Annotated in this window: 20 protein-coding genes; 9 read left to right on the plus strand and 11 right to left on the minus strand. The window is 66.6% G+C overall.

Features of this window, described 5'->3' with window-relative positions:
- Positions 1-36: 36 nt before the first annotated feature.
- The 3 genes from VI234_RS06780 to nirK form a co-directional block, all read right to left on the minus strand.
- Positions 37-933 carry an alpha/beta fold hydrolase gene (locus tag VI234_RS06780; protein ID WP_336329582.1) on the minus strand — a complete coding sequence of 299 codons (897 nt, stop codon included), beginning with the start codon at positions 931-933 and terminating at the stop codon, positions 37-39.
- Positions 934-939: 6 nt separating this feature from the next.
- Complete coding sequence (locus tag VI234_RS06785; RefSeq protein ID WP_004516027.1) at positions 940-1,683, minus strand: DNA polymerase sliding clamp; 744 nt, start codon at positions 1,681-1,683, stop codon at positions 940-942.
- Between the two features lie 159 nt (positions 1,684-1,842).
- A complete protein-coding gene (nirK, locus tag VI234_RS06790) occupies positions 1,843-2,928 on the minus strand; it encodes a copper-containing nitrite reductase (RefSeq protein WP_336329583.1) in 1,086 nt (361 codons plus the stop codon).
- A gap of 319 nt (positions 2,929-3,247) precedes the next feature.
- Here nirK and VI234_RS06795 point away from each other — a divergent pair, with 319 nt between their 5' ends.
- On the plus strand, positions 3,248-4,039 hold the full coding sequence (locus tag VI234_RS06795) for a 23S rRNA (uridine(2552)-2'-O)-methyltransferase (protein WP_008307020.1): 792 nt from the start codon (positions 3,248-3,250) through the stop codon (positions 4,037-4,039).
- A gap of 18 nt (positions 4,040-4,057) precedes the next feature.
- Here the strand turns inward: VI234_RS06795 and VI234_RS06800 are convergent, their stop codons facing one another.
- The 3 genes from VI234_RS06800 to VI234_RS06810 all read right to left on the minus strand — a co-directional run bounded on the left by VI234_RS06800 (position 4,058) and on the right by VI234_RS06810 (position 7,418).
- Positions 4,058-4,756: a queuosine precursor transporter gene (locus VI234_RS06800; protein WP_008307018.1), complete on the minus strand. Its 699-nt coding sequence runs from the start codon at positions 4,754-4,756 to the stop codon at positions 4,058-4,060.
- A complete protein-coding gene (locus VI234_RS06805; RefSeq protein WP_008307016.1) occupies positions 4,746-4,922 on the minus strand; it encodes a ribbon-helix-helix domain-containing protein in 177 nt (58 codons plus the stop codon). The genes VI234_RS06800 and VI234_RS06805 overlap by 11 nt, the downstream gene beginning before the upstream one ends.
- 303 nt (positions 4,923-5,225) lie before the next feature.
- Complete coding sequence (locus VI234_RS06810) at positions 5,226-7,418, minus strand: twin-arginine translocase subunit TatC (protein ID WP_336329584.1); 2,193 nt, start codon at positions 7,416-7,418, stop codon at positions 5,226-5,228.
- 104 nt (positions 7,419-7,522) lie between these two features.
- On the opposite strand from VI234_RS06810, the gene VI234_RS06815 reads away from it, so the two are divergent.
- Complete coding sequence (locus VI234_RS06815) at positions 7,523-9,139, plus strand: twin-arginine translocase subunit TatC (RefSeq protein ID WP_336329585.1); 1,617 nt, start codon at positions 7,523-7,525, stop codon at positions 9,137-9,139.
- Between the two features lies 1 nt (position 9,140).
- On the plus strand, positions 9,141-9,770 hold the full coding sequence (locus VI234_RS06820; protein ID WP_008307011.1) for a histidine phosphatase family protein: 630 nt from the start codon (positions 9,141-9,143) through the stop codon (positions 9,768-9,770).
- A gap of 44 nt (positions 9,771-9,814) precedes the next feature.
- On the opposite strand, the gene larE is transcribed toward VI234_RS06820, so the two are convergent.
- The gene (gene larE / locus VI234_RS06825; RefSeq protein ID WP_008307006.1) at positions 9,815-10,696 is read right to left on the minus strand and encodes an ATP-dependent sacrificial sulfur transferase LarE; all 882 of its coding nucleotides are present in this window, start codon (positions 10,694-10,696) and stop codon (positions 9,815-9,817) included.
- Positions 10,697-10,838: 142 nt separating this feature from the next.
- On the opposite strand from larE, the gene VI234_RS06830 reads away from it, so the two are divergent.
- Together VI234_RS06830 and VI234_RS06835 are read left to right on the plus strand one after the other, a co-directional pair.
- Entirely contained in the window at positions 10,839-12,914 is a 2,076-nt protein-coding gene (locus tag VI234_RS06830) for a helix-hairpin-helix domain-containing protein (RefSeq protein WP_336329586.1), read from the plus strand.
- 94 nt (positions 12,915-13,008) lie between these two features.
- Complete coding sequence (locus tag VI234_RS06835; RefSeq protein WP_008307001.1) at positions 13,009-14,136, plus strand: ORC1-type DNA replication protein; 1,128 nt, start codon at positions 13,009-13,011, stop codon at positions 14,134-14,136.
- Positions 14,137-14,183: 47 nt separating this feature from the next.
- Here VI234_RS06835 and VI234_RS06840 read toward each other — a convergent pair whose 3' ends face one another.
- Both VI234_RS06840 and VI234_RS21280 read right to left on the minus strand, forming a co-directional pair.
- Positions 14,184-14,969: a DUF7089 family protein gene (locus VI234_RS06840; RefSeq protein ID WP_336329587.1), complete on the minus strand. Its 786-nt coding sequence runs from the start codon at positions 14,967-14,969 to the stop codon at positions 14,184-14,186.
- Positions 14,970-15,065: a hypothetical protein gene (locus VI234_RS21280; RefSeq protein ID WP_008306998.1), complete on the minus strand. Its 96-nt coding sequence runs from the start codon at positions 15,063-15,065 to the stop codon at positions 14,970-14,972.
- A gap of 71 nt (positions 15,066-15,136) precedes the next feature.
- Here VI234_RS21280 and VI234_RS06845 point away from each other — a divergent pair, with 71 nt between their 5' ends.
- Complete coding sequence (locus VI234_RS06845) at positions 15,137-15,523, plus strand: RidA family protein (RefSeq protein WP_336329588.1); 387 nt, start codon at positions 15,137-15,139, stop codon at positions 15,521-15,523.
- Between the two features lie 41 nt (positions 15,524-15,564).
- On the opposite strand, the gene VI234_RS06850 is transcribed toward VI234_RS06845, so the two are convergent.
- Positions 15,565-17,034, minus strand: coding sequence for an MATE family efflux transporter (locus VI234_RS06850; RefSeq protein ID WP_008306996.1), 1,470 nt, complete (start codon positions 17,032-17,034; stop codon positions 15,565-15,567).
- 84 nt (positions 17,035-17,118) lie between these two features.
- On the opposite strand from VI234_RS06850, the gene VI234_RS06855 reads away from it, so the two are divergent.
- The gene (locus VI234_RS06855) at positions 17,119-17,565 is read left to right on the plus strand and encodes an enoyl-CoA hydratase (RefSeq protein WP_336329589.1); all 447 of its coding nucleotides are present in this window, start codon (positions 17,119-17,121) and stop codon (positions 17,563-17,565) included.
- Here VI234_RS06855 and VI234_RS06860 read toward each other — a convergent pair.
- Entirely contained in the window at positions 17,555-17,800 is a 246-nt protein-coding gene (locus VI234_RS06860) for a ferredoxin (protein WP_008306993.1), read from the minus strand. The two genes, VI234_RS06855 and VI234_RS06860, sit on opposite strands and share 11 nt — an antisense overlap.
- A 115-nt stretch (positions 17,801-17,915) precedes the next feature.
- Between VI234_RS06860 and VI234_RS06865 the strand changes: the two genes are divergently transcribed.
- Positions 17,916-20,318 (plus strand): ATP-dependent DNA helicase, encoded by a 2,403-nt coding sequence (locus VI234_RS06865; protein ID WP_008306991.1) that lies wholly within the window; start codon positions 17,916-17,918, stop codon positions 20,316-20,318.
- Positions 20,318-20,845, plus strand: coding sequence for a KEOPS complex subunit Cgi121 (gene cgi121 / locus VI234_RS06870; RefSeq protein WP_336329590.1), 528 nt, complete (start codon positions 20,318-20,320; stop codon positions 20,843-20,845). The genes VI234_RS06865 and cgi121 overlap by 1 nt, the downstream gene beginning before the upstream one ends.
- Positions 20,846-20,855 lie beyond the last annotated feature (10 nt).

Consider the following 20,855-nt stretch of genomic DNA (forward strand, 5'->3'; position numbering starts at 1 on the left):
ACCGGCCCGTTGGCACCCGACCCACAAAACGGTACGTCAGACGCGTGTGCGACGCTGTACGGCGGCCAGCGCGTCGTCGCCAGCAGCTGTCAACGTACCGAGATGGTCGCTGTCGACGAGGGCGAGCGAGGCGTCCGGAAGCCGCTGGGCGAGGGCTTTCCCAGTCGACGGGGCGACGTTGGCGTCGTCTCGCCCCTGAAACACGGTGACCGGCACCGAAATGTCTTCGAGGGCAAACGGCCACGGCTGCGAGAGGAGTCGCTGCTCGCGGATGATTCCGCTCGGACCGCGTGCCATCGAAGTGAGCATATCCGCACGGACGATCCGGGCCACCTCGTCGGCTGTCAGGGCATCCGTTTCAGGCGTCTCCTCGGCGACGAACCCGACGGCGTAGGACGGGTCCCGGCGGAGGGCGAACCATCGTTGCAGGCGAAAGAGCCGGCCGAGCGCCCACGGTGCGTGGCGGGACAGCGCCCCCGCGAACTGCTGGACGCGCCCCGTCGCGCCGATCGACGGGGGGCCGCTGCTGCCGATGAGGGCAATCCGCTCTATCTCGGGCAGTCGGTGACAGGCCAGCGCGAACGGGCCGCCGCCGGAGAAGCCGACGGCACCAGCCGCGTCAATGTCGAGATGGGACAGGAGATGTGCGGCGTCGTCCGGCCAGTCCTCGAGTGTGACAGAAGCGTCTTCGGAGTTCCCGATGCCCGGCCGGTCCGGGGTGACGAGGCGGACGCCGCGCTCGCGGGCCGGTGCGGCGAGTAGCCGTGCGACGACGTGTGACCCGGGCGTCCCGTGACAGAAGAGGACCGGATAGCCGTCGGCGTCGCCGTACGTGGCGTAAGCCAGCCGCCGGCCGTCTGGCAGCGAGAGCGACCCCGTCTCGGCATTGTCCGGCAGCCAGTCGGTGGCCGGAATCGGCGGCGCGGACGCCATCCGTCGTTATTCGCTCTGGATGCGCGGCGCGAGCATGTAGGTGACCCGGCCCTGCCCCTCTGCGAAGCTGAAGTGCATCTTGACCGGGAACTCCTCGCCGAGTTCCATCTCGACCTCGGCGTCTTTCGGGATGGCCTTGTTCATGTTCTTCAGGTAATCCAGCGAGAACAGCGAGTGGGCGTCCCCGGGGGTGAGGTCGATGAGGTCGTCGCGGGTGAGTTCGAGGTGGACGTCGTCGGTGTCGCCCTCGGCGTCGACGTAGAACAGTTCCTCTGTCGCGTCGACACCCAGCGCGATGTGGTCGCTGACCATGTCCGCGGCGGTCACCGAGCGGTCGATGTCTTTCCCCTCGATGACGATGTTCGCCGAGAGGTCCAGGTCCGGGAGGTCGGGCTCCTGGCGGATGGAGTCGGGGTCGATCAGCGCGAGGGTGTATTCGAGGCCGTCGATAGAGATGTGGAGCTTTCGGGTCTCCTCGTCCAGGTCGAGGTGGACGAGCTGGCCGGCGTCGGCCATGCCGGCGATGTCTTCGAGCCGGGAGAGATTGACGCCGATGAGCCCACCGTCAGTCTCGTAGGACTCGAACGCCGCCGCGTCGAGCCGCAGGTCGACCATTCCAACGTTCGCCGGGTCGACTGCCCGGATTTCCAGCCCGTCTTCTTCGAGGTGGATCTTGCACTCGTCCACCAGCACGCTCACAGAGTCGAGAGTCGCCTGGAGCGTGTCTGCGCTCACGATGGCGTTGAACATCTTGAACCGGACTATGCCCCCATCCATTAAAAAGTCCCTCATTGAAACCGCGTGCGCGCGAGCGACCGCGGACGGGGCCGCGGTTACGAGCGATACCGGCTATCGAGTAATCGGGCCGAACGTGAAGCGGCAGTGCGGAGCGTTCCTCCGGCGAAGCGGTCAGACCTCCGGTTCGAACACGTCGGGGTTTGCCGCCCCTTCACGGTTGATGACGGCCATCATGCCCTTGCGGGCGACCCGGGAGAGCGCGTGGTCGACCAGTTTGATGGGCCCGGGCACCTCGGCGTGGAGGGTCGCGATGGCACAGGACCCCGGCTTGACCGGCGTGGTCTGGACGAACTTGTTCGGCGGCCCGGCGATAGAGCCCTGTTGCCAGACCTCGTCCCAGACGGAGCCGATGGGGTGGAAACTGGAGTCGAGGTTCGGACCGCCGGTCACGAAGTACACCCGGGCTGTCTCACCCACCTGCATGCTGGGCGCGCCGTGAACGTCCGGCGTGATTGCGTACTTCTCGCCGTTCATCAGGACGTACGTCGGCTCTTCGGCCGCCATCGCCTCCATGTCGAAGTCGTGGTGCCCCTTCTCGCCGGTGTCGCCGGTGGTGTACAGTTCGTGCTGGCCGAAGTAGAACTCGTGGTCCACTTCGGGCAGCCCCTCTTTCGGCTCGACGAGTATCATCCCGAACATCCCCGAGGAGATGTGCATATCGAGGTTCGGGACGGCGCAGTGGTAGATGAACGCGCCGGGGTAGGTGGCCTTGAACCGGAACGTCTTGGTCTGGCCCGGCGTGACCATCGACGCCTCAGCACCGCCACCGGGGCCGCGGACCGCGTGGAGGTCGATGTTGTGGGGCATCGAGTTCCCCTCCTCGTTCGTGATGGTGAGTTCGACGGTGTCGCCACGGCGGACCCGGACCATCGGGCCGGGAATCTGGTCGTCGAAGGTCATGTACGTGTAGGTGACGCCCGGCTCAATCTCTGCGACCTGCTCTTTGGTGGTCATCTCGACCGACACGGTCTTTGGCTCCGACCGGTCGATGGGGTCCGGGATTGCGGTCGGGTCCGCGGCAATACGGTCGACGTCAGTCTGTTGTGCGGCGTTCATAGCTGGCTCCTGTGGGGTCGTCTTCGCCTCGGTCGGTTGCTCTTTTGCGCCCGGTGCGCTGGCACAGCCCGCAAGCGCGGCCGTGCCGACGCCCAGGGCTTCTAACACCCGCCTCCGCGTCGCCGTCGGAATGGTTGACATTGGGAGGTCACTTCCTACAGATAGGACTCAGCGCGTGACCTGTATATATGGAGACGGCAAATCTCAGCCGCTGAGACGTGTTCTTGCTCGGTAAGAACAGTACTGAACGTGTTCGGCTTGATGGTAAAGCACGTAGTCACGTCCTTGGCGCTTGCCCTGATTGTCGGTGCGGCGATCGACTGGCGACTGTCGTGCCGTGGCTCGGCCGGAAACTTCGAGTCGGCATCCATTTCAGCGCTGACCGCCTTCCCACTACTATGACTGCGATTTCGCCGCATTTCGGCGCTCAAAACGTGTCACAGCGCGGTGTGAGGTAACTATGTCGGGCAAAGACGACTACTACAACAGAGCGAAGCAGGAGGGGTACCGCGCGCGGTCGGCCTACAAGCTCCAGCAGCTAGACGACACGGCCGGCTTGCTGGGCGAGGGGCGGACCGTCGTCGACCTCGGGGCTGCCCCCGGCGGCTGGATGCAGGTCGCGGCCGAGCGCATCGGCGAGCGCGGGACGCTGGTCGGCGTCGACCGCCAGACCATCGACGAGCTGGAGGACCCCGAACCGACCGTCGAGTACGTCCGCGGCGACATGACCGAGGACAGTACGAAAGACGAGATCCGCGAGATCGTTGGCGAGGGAGACGGCAGCGGCGGCCCGGTCGACGTGGTCATCTCAGACATGGCCCCGAACATGACTGGCCAGTACGACCTCGACCACGCCCGGTCGGTCCACCTGGTCCGGCAGGCCTTCGAAGTGGCGACGGACCTGCTCGACGCGGGCGGGGACTTCTGTGCGAAGGTGTTCGACGGGCAGGACCTCGACGACCTCATCGCCGATATCGAACCGGAGTTCGAGTACGTCCGTGAGGTCCGTCCCGACGCCTCCCGTGACTCCTCCTCGGAGCTGTATCTGGTGGCGAAACACCGCCTGACCGGGCCGGTCCGCGAGGGTGACATCGTCGAAGTCACTATCGACGACATCGGCGAGGAGGGTGACGGTATCGCTAAAGTCGAGAATTTCACTGTGTTCGTCAGCGGCGTCGAAGCGGGTGAAACCGTCGAGGTCCGCATCGACGACGTGAAGCCCCGGTACGCGTTCGCCGAACCGGTCGAGTGAGCCGCTGGCAGTCGTTTTTCAGTCGGCCCGTGCCGGGGTCGGTGCGACGTCGTTTCGCCGGGCGAAGCCCACGACAGCGTAGACGAACGGCGTGTCGAGGACGGCGATAGCGAGCTTCAGCAAGTACTGGCCGACGATGAGCGCCAGTGCCTCGGCCGGCGGGACGCCCTGAAACAGGATGAAGCCGACGCCGACGAAGATGACCGTATCCAGTAGCTGGCTGGTGGCCGTCGAACCGATGTTACGGAGCCAGAGTTTCTCGCCGTCGGTTCGGTCCCGAAGCCAGTGGAAGACGAACACGTCCCAGTTCTGGCTCACGACGTAGGCCGACAGGCTGGCGACGACGATGGCTGTGCTGGCCCCCAGAACGTTCCGGAAGGCCGCGAGATCCACCGGCTGGGCCGCCTGCGGGAGCCCGGGGGCGAAGATGGTACTCCAGACCAGCGCCAGCAGGACGAAGTTCATGGCGAAGCCGACGTTGACGACGACCGTCGCGGCCCGCCGGCCGTACAGTTCGGCGTAGCAGTCGGAGGCGAAGAACGTCAGCGCGTACGCCAGCGCGGCCCCGGGCAGGACGAGCGTCGACCCGGCGAGCGGGAGCGAGAACGGCAGCGAGAACGCGAGCAGCTTCGAAGCGGTCACCTGTGAAGTGACCAGCGCCGTCACGAACAGCGCGACGAGGCCGACGCGCACCGCCTCCGACCGCTCACTGGTCATCGTCGAGTCGTCCCTGACGTTCATCGATGTCGTCAAGCACGTCGAGCGTTTTCCGCACCGAGGCCCGAATGGCTTCGCTTCGGTTGACGAACTTCCCGTCTTCGCCGACGTGCTTGTCGATGTCGTTCAGCAGTTCGGCCGGGACCTCCACGCTTATCTTGGGCATATCTGAGGAATATATCAGGGGTGAGCATATGTACTGTGGTTCGACGACCGTCTGTCTCTACGTAGACGGCATGCGCCGGGATGACTATCTGACTCGTTTTGTTTTGCAGTTACTGTTGTGGAATATACCCGCAGATTGAAGCGGCAAGCAACGCTCGGATGTCTACCGCTGGCGGTGGGGGCTCGTCGCTGTATTCGTGGTGATAGCGCTGCTACCGACCGCTACGAGTATCTTCGTACGTTCCATGACAGCGACGACGGCGTAATCATCGTCGAATACGATTCCAAGCGTCCGTGGCTGCGGTCAGTCAGCCGGTTCGCTGCGGCGGTTCGTCGTCCGCCGGCCGCCGAGCGTGTACACCCAGAGGATGCCGAGACCGAGCATATACGCCAGCGCGGTCGGAATGCCGACGATGAACATCGTGAAGATGCCGCTGGGCGAGAGAATCGCCGAGAGGGCGACGATGGCGATGACGACCTCCCGCCAGCGCTCGTACATCAGGTGGAACGGGATGATGCCGCCCTTGTGGAACAGGAACATCGTCACCGGGATCTCCGCCAGCAGGCCGATGCCGATGGTGAGGAAGAACACGAGCCAACCGAACTTGCTCACGCGGTAGGCGATGACCATGTTCGAGTTCAGCTGGTCGTAGGCGATCCAGGAGATGGTCATCGGGGCCACGTAGAGGAACCCGAGCAGGCTCCCGCCGATGAGCGCGGCGAACAGCGTCCCGCCCCAGATGCCCAGGATGTTGCGGTTGCCGATGACGAGGCCGCGCTCGCGCATCGCCGGCCACGCGAAGTACAGCACCACGGGGATGACAGAGACGGCCCCGAGTATCGTCGAGAACTTGACGATGAACACCAGGTGCTCGACGGGGTGGAGCGTGACGATGCTCACGTCGGCGGCCATCTCCGGCGGGAGTCGGCTGACGAACGTCCGCTGTATCGACCCGATGCCGCCCTGGTAGAGGAACAGGAACGCGGCGGCGAGCACTGCCCCGAAAATGCCCAGAATCACGAACGCCCGGGAGGCCAGCGCGCTGAGGATGAACTGGATGTCGTAGTAGTAGCCGCCGATCTCGTCTTCGGTGGTCTCGTCCTCGGTGAAGGCGTCGACCATGCCGGCGGTCGTCGAGGTGAACACGCCCGCCTCTTCCTCGTCCGCTTCGGCGGTCCCGTCCGCGCCGTCGCCACCTTCACCCACCGAGTCGTCCTCGTGGGCCATGTCCCACCGGTCGAGGACGGCCTGGGCTTTCTCCTTGTTGTCGTCCGCGAGGGCGCGGTCGGCGTGAGCGAGCGCCTCGTCTTCGGTCATCTCCTCGAACACTTCCGGCGGGGCGACCTCGACGGCCGAGGCGTTGAGTTCGTCGATGTCGATGGCCGTCGGGTCGCCGACCTGCCCGGGGCCGGCCTTCTCCGAGAGGGCGGTCAGGACGTGGTAGTAGAGGACGACGACAGCGCCGATGACACCGAACACGGCGGCGAGAAGCAGCGCCGTGCTCTCGATGGGGAGCCCGAACAGCGCTGGCGGCTGGATGTCGCCGGTGAGCCGGTCGGAAGGGAACACCTCGGCGAACCGCTGAACGTACTGAAATGCCGGCGTCGCCAGGACGTAGTACACCACGCCGCCGCCCAGCACTGCACCGCCGAGAATCGTGTTCCAGTGCCCGCGGGCGACGCTCCACGTACTTACCAGGTCACCGGAGCGACGGACCAGCATCGCGAGCTTCGCCAGCGCGAGGCTGATGCCGTAGAGGCCACACAGCGGCGCGGCCCACATAATCTGGGTGAAGGGGTCCGGCGGCGAGAACAGCGCGCCGAAGGCGAAAATCCCCATCACCGCGTAGCGCCACTTGTCCCGGAACGTCTCGTAGGGGACGATTTCGGTGTAGGAGAGCACCGTCATCACGAGGGGCAACTGGGCGGCGAGTCCGAAGGAGACGGCCAGCAGGAAGACGAACTGGAACCACTTGACGATGGAGTACTGCGGCGTGAAGCCGGCTTTGAAGGCGTCGCCGGCGAGGAAATTGAACATCAGCGGGAAGAACAGCTCGTAGGCGTAGGCGACGCCGCCGAAAAACAGACCCAAGCTGATCGTGACGAACAGCGCGCCCTTCCAGGTCGGGATGTGTTCTGCCGGCCACCAGCCGCGCTGGCGGAGCCCGTCGCGGCCGAAGTAGATCAACAGCGGCAGCGACATGAGAATCCCGATGACGGCCCCGATTTTCACCTGCAGGAGGATGACGTCGAACGGCGTGACCGCCACGATGCTCGTGGCCTCCTGCGTAGTGAGGTCCATCTGCGAGTACAGGAGATCGGCACGTAGCGTGTCCCAGACGCCGTACTGCAGCCCCATGATCGTGCCGATCATCCCGATGACGAAGACGATGAACACCTTCTGGAGGTGCACCTGTGCCGAGCGGAGCATCGCGCCGAGCGTGGCGCGCCCGCTCTGGACCGTCTGGACGGTGTCCTCGTCGATAGCACTCGCCATCTTCTCTGTGCCTAGCCCAGTGGGCGTTATCAATTTATTCATCCCGGTGACAGCCACTGCTCGAAAAGAAAGTTTACAACACCCACCGTCTAAGCCCGGGACAGATGGAGGACGGTGACGCAGACGACGAGCGGCGCGGGTCCGAAGAGCCGCCACTACCGTCCGACGACGAATCCGACGAGTCGTCGATCCCCACCGACCCCGTGGCCGAGGCCGATGCCGATCGGGAGACGGACGAAGTAACGAGCCCCGGTCCCGCACCGGCCGGCGGCAATGAGGATACCGTTGGCTCTCACGCCACGCCGACTGAATCCGAATCCAGCGCCGGGCTGTTTGACCGGGACGCGTCGGACATTGCTGCCGCTGTCCCGGCAGATGTCCCGACCGACTGGGGCAAGTCGACGCCGTCACCGGCTGGTGGCAGTGCCGCACCGACCCACGGCGGCGGGAACGCACCCACCTACGACCCGGATGAGGACATCGTCGACGAGGGCGCGCCCGACGACGAGGAGATGCCCCTCGCCGACCACGTCGAGGAGATGGCGATGCGGCTGTTCGTCGTCGTCGGCGTGATGGCCGTCGTCGCCGTCATCGCCCTGCCGTACTCCGACGAACTCATCAATTTCCTGTGGTACTCCTTCCTCGATGGCCCGGCAAGCCAATGCGGTCAGGTCGCGACGAATGCCGAGGGCAGTGTCGTCGAAGGGGCGGACTGTCCGAACGTGTACAACCCGCTTGCGCTGATTCTCGCGCGGCTGAAAGTGTCCTCGCTAGTCGGCTTTATCGCCGCCTTGCCGGTGTTCGTCTACCAGACGTACCTGTTCATGCGGCCGGGACTGTACCCCCGCGAGCGTCGCTACTACCTCGCGGCAGTCCCGACCAGTCTGGTCCTCGCAGCCGTCGGCGTCGGCTTCGCGTACTTCGCCGTGCTGCGGGCGATGTTCGACTACTTCATCACCTACTCCGACCGCGCGGCCGACCTGGCCTTCGGCCTGAGCGAGACGTTCAACCTCATCATCCTGATGCTCGGGCTGTTCGCGCTCATCTTCCAGATCCCGCTGTTCGTGATGCTCGCGGTGATGATGGGCGTGACGACGCGCCAGTGGCTTCAGGACCGGCGGCTGTACTTCTGGGGTGGCTTCGCCGCCGTGGCGTTCCTGTTCAGCCCGGACCCGACCGGGATGGCCCCGCTCATGGTCGCCGTGACGATGATCGGGCTGTTCGAGGGGACCCTGCTGCTCCTCCGCTGGACCGGCAGCACGTCGCCGGTCCCGACGGCGGACGACCTCGCCGCGCGCCGCCCCGCCGCGTGGCTGGTCTTCGGTATCGCCGGCTACGTGCTCAGCCCCGCGCCGGTACCGACGGGCTACTACGAGCAATTACCGGCCACGGTTACTGAGACGCTCGCAGCCGTTGGCCTCGGCAACGCCACACCGATGCTCGTCGGCGGTGGGATGATCGTCCTGTTCGAGGCGCTGGCGTACGTGAACAAGAACTACTACGGCTCGGTCAGGCTCTGGCGCGGGTTCCGGGCCGCCCGCCTGCCGGTGTGGGCCGTCGCCATCGTCGTCGGCTACCTCGGCAGCCCCGACCCGACGCTGTTCCGCCTCGTGAACCAGTTCAGCCTCCCGCGAAACGCCGCTATCGCCGTCGCCGCCGGCCTCATCCTCCTCTACGAGGGGACCATCGCCGTCGCGCGCTGGCGAAGCGGGGAGGCATAATATGGAGACGCTGCTCGTGGCCCGGCACGGCCAGACGACGTGGAACCGTGACGGGCGCATCCAGGGATGGGCACCGAGCAAACTGACCGACCAGGGACAGACGCAGGCCAGGGCGCTCGGCGCGTGGCTGGACGACCGCTACGACGTGGACCGCGTTTTCGCCTCGGACCTCCGGCGCACCCGCGAGACGGCCGCTGCGGTCGGGAACGGCTACGGCAGCCTGCCCGACCCCGAATTCGATACCGACTGGCGCGAGCGCGGCTTCGGAATCGTGCAGGGCCTGTACGCCGAGGAACTGCTCGGCGAGTACCCCGACCACGACCGGGACGCGAGCGTCATCTCGCTCGATGCGGCCCCGGAGGGCGGCGAGGGCATTCCGACCTTCCGCGGGCGGGTCGAGTCGGCGTGGGACCGAGCGATTACGACCACCGACACCGGCGAGACGACGCTGGTGGTCACCCACGGCGGCGTCATCAAAGTCCTGCTGGCGAAACTCACGGACAAAGATCCGGACGCGGCGCTGGCCAAGGACTCGCAGCCGAACTGCGCCGTCAACGAGATTCGGCTCGATGGGGACGGCCCTGAACTGGTCGGCGAAGAACTGACTGGCTGGCGGACGTTGCTTGACTGAGCGGTCGTCGCCGCTGAGAACTATGTTCGATGAGCGTGGGCTCCTCAGTCGACGGACGGGTAGTCGGCGTCGAACACGTTGCTGACCACGTCCTCAGTCTCCGCTTCGGCTGGCTCCTCCGTTTCGGGGCTCACACTGCCGGTTTCGTATCCGTGGAGGTCCAGCGTTACGTGGTCGAAGCCGCAGTCCTCGATGTGGTCGCGGGCGGTGCGGACGAAGTCGGGGTCGAGCGCGGTTTCGAGCTCTTCCTCGCCGACCTCGATGCGGGCGAGGCCGTCGTGATCGCGCACGCGGAACTGTTCGAAGCCCCACGTTCGCAGGAGGCGCTCGGCTTTCTCGACACGGGAGAGGCGCTCTTCGGTGACTTCGAGGCCGGTCGGAATCCGCGAGGAGAGACAGGCCATGGAGGGCTTGTCGGCTACGGAGAGGTCGTATTCGCGGGCGATTTCGCGGACTTCGGACTTCTCGATGTCATGTTCCAGCAGCGGGGAGTAGGCGTCGAGTTCCTCGACGGCGCGCAGGCCGGGGCGGTGGCCCTCGCCCACGTCGGAGGCGTTCGTCCCGTCACACACCACGTCGATGCCGAGCTCGCGGGCGCGGTCGTACATCGCGCCCAGCCGCATCGACCGGCAGTGGTAACACCGCATGTCGTCGTTCTGGATGAACTCGTCGCTGTCGAGTTCGGAGAACTCCACAATCTCGTGACGGATGCCGATTTCCTCTGCGACGCGGGTGGCGTCCGTCAGCTCGGCGGCGGGGAGCGTCTCAGATTTGGCGGTACAGGCGATGGCGTCGTCGCCGAGGGCGTCGTGAGCCAGTGCGGCGACGACACTCGAATCGACACCACCGGAGAAGGCGATCAGCACGCCGTCTCGCGATTCGAGGTCTTCGCGGGCGGCCGCTAGCTTCTCCGAAACAGCAGACATGGGATTCCCTTCTCGGTGGAGCGCAAAAACGCCTTCGCGTTCGGTGTTCAGCTGACGTGGTCGAAGCGGTGTCGGACGCCCACTCCGTCGCCGGAGCCGCTGGCGACGGGTTTTTTCTCGCTGGCGTCGAATGGGCGGGCAGATGGAGCTCGAATCGGTTCCGGGCGTCGGGGCGAAGACAGCCGCGGCGCTCCGGGAACTAGACGACCCGGAGGCGGCGCTCCGGGACGGCGACGTGGCGTCGCTCGCACGCGCACCGGGCATCAGCGAGGGCCGGGCCGCCCGCATCGCTCGCGGCGCGATCCGGGCCGAACACGACGACCCCGGCGGGTTCACCGCGACGAAACGCGCCAGAGAGATCCACGAGGACGCACTGGCGCTGCTGACCGACCGGACGGTGACCGACTACGCCGCGAAGCGACTGGAGACAGTTTACCCCAGCGGCGTCCGCAGTCGCATCGAGGAAGTCCGGGCGTTCGCCGAGTCGGCGATGGCTCGCGAGCCCGACCCGGCAGTTCTCGACGCCCTGTCGGCCGTCGAACCGCTTTCTGAACCCGGCGACGTGCGGGTCCGGGACCGCTGTCTGGCGACCCGCGACGCCGAACGGTACGCCGACGCGCAGGCCGCGATTCCGGAGGTCAGCGTCGAGGTCGTCGACGACGCCCGCCAATTGGCCGAGCTCGCCCGCTCGTACTCGACGGTCGTCGCGCTGGATGAAGCATTCGCCGGCGTCGACATCGAGGGCGACGTGCGGGTGGAACCGAACGCGCTCGAAGAGCCCGAATCCGTCGTGCCCGAGCGAGTCCTCACCTTCTTTGCCAGCAACCGCGACCGGATACGGGCCGCTGCCGAGGTCCACCGCGTCGCCGACCTCGACGCCTCGTGTGACCTGGAGACGCTCCTGTCGGCGCTCGACCAGCTCGACGAGGACGGGAGCGTTAGCGGCGACGAGGAACTCGACCGGCTCGCCACCGCCGTCGACGACCTCGACGCGGCGGTCTCGACCGCCGAGAGCGTCGCCAACGACCATCTCCGGGAGGCCATCGAAGAGCAGGACGTGACCATCGAGGGGACGGACCTGCTGTCGCTGGTCGAGCGCGGCGCGGGCGTCGACTCGCTGCTCCAGCGGGAACTGGCCGACGAGTACGCCGCCGCCGTCGAGAAAGCCCGCGACCACCTCGTCGACGCGCTGGCGCTCCGAGACATGGAGGCGACGGCGCGCCGGGCGTTCCCCGACGAGCCGGCCTACCCGGTCGAACACAGCGAGGATGTCGTCGCCCGCCTCCGCGAGGAACTGACTGCCGCACGCGACCAGCGCGCGACCCGCCGCAAGCGAGAGCTGGCCGACGACCTCGCCGAGATGCGCGACGATGCTGCCGCGCTGGTCGACGCGGCGCTGGAACTCGACGTGGAGCTGGCGATAGCCCGCTTCGCCGCGGACTTCGACTGCACGATGCCGGAACTGACCGAGTCCGAAGGCGTCGCCATCGAGGGCGGACGATCACCACTGCTCGACGTGCCCTTCGACGCCGTCGAGCCCGTCGACTACGCTGTCGAGGGCGTCACCGTCCTCTCGGGGGTCAACAGCGGTGGCAAGACCTCGACGCTGGACCTCGTAGCGCTGGTGACGACGCTGGCGCACATGGGCCTGCCCGTCCCGGCGGAGTCGGCCCGCGTCGGCCGGGTGTCAGAACTCCACTACCACGCCAAGACTCAGGGCACGCTCGACGCCGGCGCGTTCGAGGCCACGCTTCGGGAGTTCGGCGACCTCGTCGCGGACGTGGACCACCGGTCGACGGAAGCGGACGGGAACGGAGCGGAAGCTGACGGCGATGCGACAACGGACAGCGACGACCCGGCGGCCGGGACCGACGACCGCCCGGTGATGGTGTTGGTCGACGAACTCGAATCGATCACCGAGCCCGGTGCCAGCGCGAAGATCATGGCCGGTATCCTCGAAGCGCTGGGCGAGCGGCAGGCCACGGCGATTTTCGTCTCCCACCTCGCACGCGATATCCGCGAGGCCGCCGAGACCGACATCAGCATCGACGGCATCGAAGCCAAGGGGCTGGAAGACGGCGAACTGCGCGTCGAGCGCTCGCCGGTGAAGGGAAAGCTCGCCCGTTCGACGCCGGAGCTCATCGTCGAGAAGCTCGCCGACGACGGTGCCGACGATGCCGATGGGTTCTACAGCGACCTGCTCGGGAAGTTCGAGTAGGGACGGCCAGCGAAACCGCGGTCCCTCGTGTACCTGTCACTGCTCGTGAACCTGTGGCAAATGGTTAAGTGGGCCGCGAAGCTCGGTGAAAGTGATGAGCGACGACCCCGAGGACCGGATGCTCGGCTGGGACGAGTCCGTCTTTCGGGACGAACACGTCTTCGAAATCGACTGGCTCCCGGAGACGTTCAAACACCGGGACACACAGATGGAGACGTTGAAGTACGCGCTCCGGCCGGCCGTCCGCGGGTCGCGCCCGCTCAACGTCATCGCCCGCGGGCCGCCGGGCACGGGGAAGACGACAGCCGTCCAGATACTGTTCGACGAACTCACCGCCCAGACGGACGTGAAAACCGTCCGGGTGAACTGCCAGATGGACTCGACGCGCTATGCCGTCTTCTCGCGGCTGTTCGCCGAGATATTCGACTACGAGCCGCCGTCCTCGGGCATCTCCTTCAAGAAACTGTTCTCCCAGATTACCGACAAGCTGGTCGAGGAAGACGAGGTACTCGTCGTCGCCCTCGACGACGTGAACTACCTGTTCTACGAGAGCGAGGCCAGCGACACGCTGTACTCGCTGTTGCGCGCCCACGAAGCCCACTCCGGCGCGAAAATCGGCGTCATCTGTGTCTCCTCTGACCTCGAACTGGACGTCATCGACGCACTCGATACGCGTGTCCAGTCCGTGTTCCGTCCGGAGGAGGTGTATTTCAATCCCTACGGACAGGCCGAAATCGCGGATATCCTGGGCGAGCGCGCCGACCGGGGGTTCAACGAAGGTGTCGTCGGCCCCACGGTGCTGGACCGCGTCGCCGAACTGACCGAGGAGCAGGGCGGCGACCTCCGGGTTGGCATCGACCTCCTGCGCCGGGCCGGCATGAACGCCGAGATGCGTGCCTCCCGCTCGGTCGAAACCGAGGACGTCGAGGAGGCCTACGACAAGTCCAAATACGTCCACCTCTCCCGCCGGTTGCGGGAGCTGTCGGACTCGGAAACCGCGCTCGTGGAAGTCATCGCCGCCCACGACGGCCAGCAGGCCGGCGACATCTACGACGCCTTCTCCGAGCAGACGGACCTGGGTTACACCCGGTACTCCGAGATCATCAACAAGCTCGACCAGCTCGACATCATCGACGCCGACTACACCAACGTCGAGGGTCGCGGTCGGTCGCGGGAGCTGACGCTCAACTACGACGCCGACGCGGTGCTGGAGCGGCTGTAGTACAACGTAGTAAATCGTATTTACTGGAGCACCGACACGGCACTCCGTTACTCCATCTTCTCGAAGGTCGTCTCGGCCCACTGGACAGCGTAGTCAGCACCGTACTCCAGATAGGCGTCGGTGTCGAGCGCGGCAAACGGCGCGGGCAGGTCGAGTCCGTGCTTGACGCCGCTACAGGCGAGTTCGGCCGCCGCGGCGAACTCTGTCTGGCCCTGGGCGATTTCGCTGGGGAGGTCTTCGAGGCGGGGCTGCAGACGCTCGCCGGCGTCGTCCCACGCCGCGTGTAGCTCTGGGTAGCTGTCGGCCCAGTCGGTGAACTCCGCGCGGGTCTGGAGGCCCAGATACGCTGTGTACACCGCCGCTGCGAGCTGGTACCGGGCGTTCGCATCGAGGTGGTCCTCGGTGGCGGCCACGAACTCCGGGTAGCGCTCGCTGAAGAAGCCAAGGAAATGCTCAGGTTCGTCGAGACTGACCTCGACGAGCGCCTCGGCGACGAGAAACGAGACGAAGTCATCGGGCGACGTCTCCAGCCGGGGCTTGACGAACACGCAGGGGGGAACCGTCTGGTGTGTCCAGGCGACGCCGCCGTCGCCCGGCATCCCGATAGTGAGGCTGCTGCCGATGTACTCCTGTAGCACCTCTGGCGCTGTGGTCGGCAGCCACGCGCCGTCGTAGGAAATCTGATCTAAACTGTCGGTCACCAGCAGGAGTTCCTCGGCGACTGCGGGGTCCAGCGTCTCGAAGTCACGGTCGCAGTTCAGTACGAGCGTCTCCGGGGCGTAGGCCTCACGTACTGCCGGCAGATCGCCGGTCAGTGAACGCTCGGTGAACATCTACGCCGAGAACAGGACGAGGTTGATGACGATGCCGATGGATAGCAGTGCTGACACGCCGATTGTTCCGAGGACGATTTTCGTAGCCTTGCTCATGCCAATGAGTATCTCGGGCCGGACATTAAAACTTGAGAAACGATTTTCGGGGCCCACAGCGTCTATTGGGTATGGGTCGCGAACGCACTTCCACGGGCACAGACTGGGAAGAGCAAGTCGGCTACTCGCGGGCGATACGTGCGGGTGATACCGTCCGCGTTGCCGGGACCATCGCTACGGACGACGACGGCGAGGTCGTCGCGCCGGGAGACCCGTACGAACAGGCGAAACACGCCTTCGGTATCGTCGAGGACGCGCTCGCGGATCACGACACCGCTATCGAGGACGTGGTCCAGACCCGGATGTACGTCACCGATATCGACGACCAGGAGCGGGTCGGCGAGGCCCACAGCGAGTTCTTCGGCGACGTGCGCCCCGTGGCGACGATGGTCGAGGTGAGCGGTCTGGCAACACCCGAGGCCGTCGTCGAGGTCGAAGCCGTCGCACAGGTCGAGTGACGCGGTCGACAGCGGGCCGGTGTGGACGATAGCGTTCGCCGTCAGTCGTCGGCCGTACCGACACCGGACCGTCTGGCTACGTCGCGCCACCCGCCGGACCAGAACCGGCCCGCGTTGACTGCGGCTTTCAGGTAGAAATCGCCGACGAGCGCAGCGAAGATGGCCGGCAGGCCGAGCCCAAGCCCCGGCGAGACGGCGATGTCGAGAACGGGAATTGTCACGACGAACGACGACGGGAGCGCGAGGGCAGCCACCGGGAGCCGGTAGCAGTAGCCGCCCAGAAACGTCCCGTACAGCGGCCAGCGGGTGTCGCCGGCGCCACGCAGGCTGCCCCGCATCGTCCGGGAGATGGAGAACCCGGCAACGAGCAGGCCGAAGACGCGGACGAACGCGGCCGCCAGTTCGGGGTAGGCGGTCCCGAACAGGGCGACGATGGGGCGGGCAAACACCACGAGCAGGAGCGCCACGACGAGCTGGACGGCGAGCGCTACGCGGAGCGTCTGCCAGCCGTAGGCGGTCGCCTCCCCCTCGTCACCGGCCCCCAGCGACTGCCCGACCAGCGTCGACGCGGCGGTGGCGTACCCCCACGCCGGCATCAGCGCCAGCAGCATGACCCGGCGGCCGATGGCGTAGGCCGCGAGCGTCGGCGTCCCCAGCACGCCCAGGATGAACAGGAACGGGAAGCGGGCGAACGTCTGGAGCAAGCGCATCCCGGACAGCGGGAGCGCGACGCGGACGATTTCGCGCATAAGCCCCGCGCTGAACTGCGTCCCGCCGGGCCGGAGCGTGACGACGTAGCGCCCGGACAGCAACAGTCCAAGGAAAATCACCGCTGCAAGCGTGTTCGCGATGGTCGTCCCCCACGCCGCACCGGCGATGCCGAGTTCGGGGAACGGGCCGACGCCGAAGATGAGGACGGCGTTGAGTGCGACGTTCGTCGGTAGCGTGAGCAGGCGGACGTACATCGGCGTCTTCGTGTCCGCGCTGCCGGCCAGTGCCCGGGCGGCGACCATGCTCCAGAACCGCGGGGCCAGCGACAGCATTACGATGGCGAGATACGTTGCACCGAACCGGATAGTCGCCGCGTCGTCGGTGAGAACCCCCACCAGAAGCTCCGGATAGCGCCAGCAGAGCGCCGACAGCGGCAGGGAGACGAGCAGTGCGATCCACAGCGACTGTTTTACCGCGAGGTTCGCCCGCTCGGGTTGATCGGCTCCCTGTAGCCGCGAGACGACGCTGATCGTCCCGGAAGAGACCGCAAGCGAGAGCCCGAACCCGACGAAGTAGTACTGGAAGCCGAGTTCGAGACCGGCGATAGCCGCGTCACCGAGCGCCAGCCCGACCATCAGGAAGTCGGCGAGGCGCAGCAGGATCCGGAGGCCGCCCGTGACCATCACCGGCGCGGCGAGGTCCGTCGCGGCGGTCGCCTTCTCCCGGTCGACGAGCCCTGCACTGGCCAGCAACGCGGGGAACGCAGTCAGAAGGCGGCGGAGGGGACCACCAGTCGACATCGCTCTGATCTGAGGAGCCCAGCCCCCTGTGGGTTTCGGGACGAGGCCGTAGATTTTTCTCCCGTAGCGCCGACAGGCCAGCACATGCCTCCCGTCGAAGCCGGCGAGACGTTCACTGAGACGCGGACGTTCCGGCCCGAAGACGTCGACCAGTTCGCCGCCCTCTCCGGAGACGACCAGGCCCGCCATACTGAGCCTGATGGGGACGGGCGGCGGATGGTCCAGGGGCTGCTCACCGCGTCACTGCTGACCAGCATCGGCGGCGATCTGGAAGTGCTCGCCTCGCGGATGGACCTGCGGTTCCAGCGCCCGGTGTACACCGGCGAGCGGCTGGTTTGTGAACTTACCGTGGCGAGCGTCGACCCGCGGGCGGACGGCGGTGTGAACCTCGTCGGTGACGTGACTGTCTGGCGCGTCAGCCGCGGCGACGAACCCAGTCAGGCCGACCCAGCTGTCGTGGACTCGGTCGATGAAGATATCGCTGGAAGCGTCGTGCTCGAAGCGACTGTCGAGGGAATAATCAGGGAATGAGCTGTTCGCCGTCGTCGTCGTAGATCGTGATTGCGTCGACCGGACAGGACCGGGCCGCGAACTTCGCGTCCAGTTCGGCGTCGTCGGGGACCTCCCGGACAAACACGTCCTCTCCGTGTTCCTCACTGTCTGCCAGCACCGCTTTGCCGGCGTCCTCGTCGCGCTCGAAGGCGTCCCACTCCGCGACACACTGGAACATCCCGATACAGGTGTCGTAGTCGTACTCGACTCGCATACCTCGTGTTAGCCGCTCGCGGGCAAAGGCGTTCCCCTCGGCGGTCGACACGCCGGCGAGTCGATGCGGTTGCAGTGCGACAGTTTAAATCACGGCAGGGCCCAAACGGGGTGTAATGGATGTTGCGGACCTGCCGGGCGTGCCCGAGTGGCTCCCGGACCACCTGCGCGACGACGGCATCGAGGAGCTGTACCCGCCCCAGGCCGAGGCCGTCGAGGCCGGCGTTACGGAGGGGGAGAACCTGGTCGCGTCGATTCCGACGGCGAGCGGGAAGACGCTCATCGCCGAGCTAGCGATGCTCTCCTCGGTCGCCCGCGGCGGCAAGGCGCTGTACATCGTCCCGCTGCGGGCGCTGGCCAGCGAGAAGCAGGCCGACTTCGAGGAGTTCGAACAGTACGGCCTCGACATCGGCGTCTCGACGGGGAACTACGAATCCGAGGGCGGGTGGCTCGCGGACAAGGACATCGTCGTCGCGACCAGCGAGAAGGTGGACTCGCTGGTCCGCAACGACGCGCCCTGGATCGAGGACCTCACCTGCGTCGTCACCGACGAGGTCCACCTGGTCGACGACGGCGAACGGGGGCCGACCCTGGAGGTGACACTGGCGAAACTCCGCCGGCTCAACCCCGACCTCCAGACCGTCGCGCTGTCGGCGACCATCGGCAACGCCGAGGCGCTGGCGACGTGGCTCGACGCGGGGCTCGTCGACTCGGACTGGCGGCCCATCGACCTCCAGAAGGGGGTCCACTACGGGCAGGCGCTGCATCTCGAAGACGGGAGCCAGCAGCGGCTCTCGGTGCAGAACAACGAGAAGCAGACGGCGGCTATCGTCCGCAATACGCTGGAAGACGACGGGTCGACGCTGGTGTTCGTCAACTCCCGGCGCAACGCTGAGGCGGCCGCGGGCCGGCTGGCGAACACCGTCCGCCCCCACCTCACCGACGAGGAGCGGGCCCAACTGGCCGACATCGCCGAGGAAATCCGTGACGTGAGCGACACGGAGACGAGCGACGACCTCGCGGACGCCGTCGCGGACGGGGCGGCGTTCCACCACGCCGGCCTCTCGCGCGGCCACCGCGAACTCGTCGAGGACGCCTTCCGGGACCGGCTGGTGAAGGTCGTCTGTGCGACGCCGACGCTCGCGGCCGGCGTCAACACGCCCTCTCGGCGCGTCGTGGTCCGCGACTGGCGGCGCTACGACGGCTCGGCCGGCGGGATGGCCCCGCTGTCGGTGCTCGAAGTGCACCAGATGATGGGGCGGGCCGGCCGCCCGGGACTCGACCCATACGGCGAGGCGGTTCTCATCGCCTCAAGTCACGACGAAGTGGACGAGTTGTTCGAACGGTACGTCTGGGCCGACCCGGAGCCGGTCCGGTCGAAGCTCGCGGCCGAACCGGCCCTGCGGACCCACATCCTCGCCACTGTCGCCTCCGGCTTCGCCCGCTCGCGCGAGGGGCTGCTCGAGTTCCTCGAACAGACGCTGTACGCGAGCCAGACCGACGACAGCGGCCAGCTCGAACGGGTCGTCGATGACGTGCTCACGTACCTCCAGCGCAATGACTTTCTGGAAATCGAAAGCGGGGAGCTGGATGCCACGTCGCTGGGCCACACTGTCTCGCGGCTCTATCTCGACCCGATGAGCGCCGCCGAAATCGTCGACGGCCTCCGGGACTGGGAGCGGGGCGTCAGCGATAGCACCTCGGCCAGCGGGTCGCCGGCTGACGCACCCGCTGAACCGCCGGCTGACAGCGGTTTCACGACCGCCAGCGAACTGGCCGGGGACGGCGACGAAAGCAATAACGCCGACCGGGACCCGGACGACATCTCCGCGCTGGGCCTGTACCATCTCGTCTCGCGGACGCCGGACATGTACCAGTTGTACCTTCGTTCGGGCGACCGCGAGGAGTACGAAATGGAGCTGTTCGAGCGCGAGAAGGAGTTGCTCGGCCCCACGCCCTCGGAGTTCGAGGAGGGCCGTTTCGAAGACTGGCTCTCGGCGCTGAAGACCGCCCGCCTGCTCGAAGACTGGGCCACGGAGGTCGACGAGGCGACCATCACGGAACGGTACGGCGTCGGCCCGGGCGACATCCGCGGGAAGGTCGAGACGGCCCAGTGGCTGCTCGGAGCCGCCGAATCGCTGGCCAGCGAGGTCGATCTGGACGCCGCCCGAGCTATCAGCGAGGCCCGCATCCGCGTCGAACACGGTGTGCGCGAGGAACTGGTCGACCTGGCCGGCGTTCGCGGCGTCGGCCGCAAGCGCGCCCGCCGGCTGTTCCAGGCCGGCATCACCGACCGCGCACAGCTCCGGGACGCGGACAAAGCCGTCGTGCTGGCAGCGCTCCGGGGCCGCCGGAAGACGGCCGAGAACGTACTGGAGAACGCCGGCCACCGGGACCCGTCGATGGAGGGCGTCGAGCCCGCGCCCGACGTGGAGGTCGACCTCGACGACGGTTCGGATAGCGACACGAACGCTGAAACGACAGCCAACGAAGATCAGTCGAGCCTGGGTGATTTCTGATGCAGGTCGTCGAGGGCACTGCCGATATTGATGACGTGGGATCGTTCGTAGAGACGCTCAGTGCAATCGGTGACCGCCACGGCGTCACGGTGCAGGCGTTCGACGCCCGCTACGTCGTGGACCGCGCTCACCTCGAACTGGCCGTCGACCTCGCAACTCGGGCACATGGGCGGGGTGACACCATCGCCGAGGACTTCGGCGTCGAGATTCTGTTGTATGCGGCCGGCCGTCGCCAGATCAACCGCGCGCTGACGATGGGCGTCAGCAAGGGGTCCTGTCCCGTCGTCGCGGTCATCGTCGACCACGAACGGACAGATTCTCACGTAGGAAAAAGAAACCAGAACGGTATCGAAGCAGCCGCGAGCGATGTTCGCGAGCAGCTTACGGCTGCGTCTACCCTGGGAGAGTACGATGAGGGCCGCGTCCGGTCGTTCTTCGACGTGACTGACACCGAACTCGCCGCGACGGCCGGCGGGCTTCCCGACGCCGTCCGGGAGCGCGTTGCGCTGTTGCCGGTCGAGAAGTAGCGATAGAATT

The sequence above is a fragment of the Haloarcula sp. CGMCC 1.2071 genome, from assembly GCF_037078445.1.
Classification (GTDB): Archaea; Halobacteriota; Halobacteria; order Halobacteriales; family Haloarculaceae; genus Haloarcula; species Haloarcula amylolytica.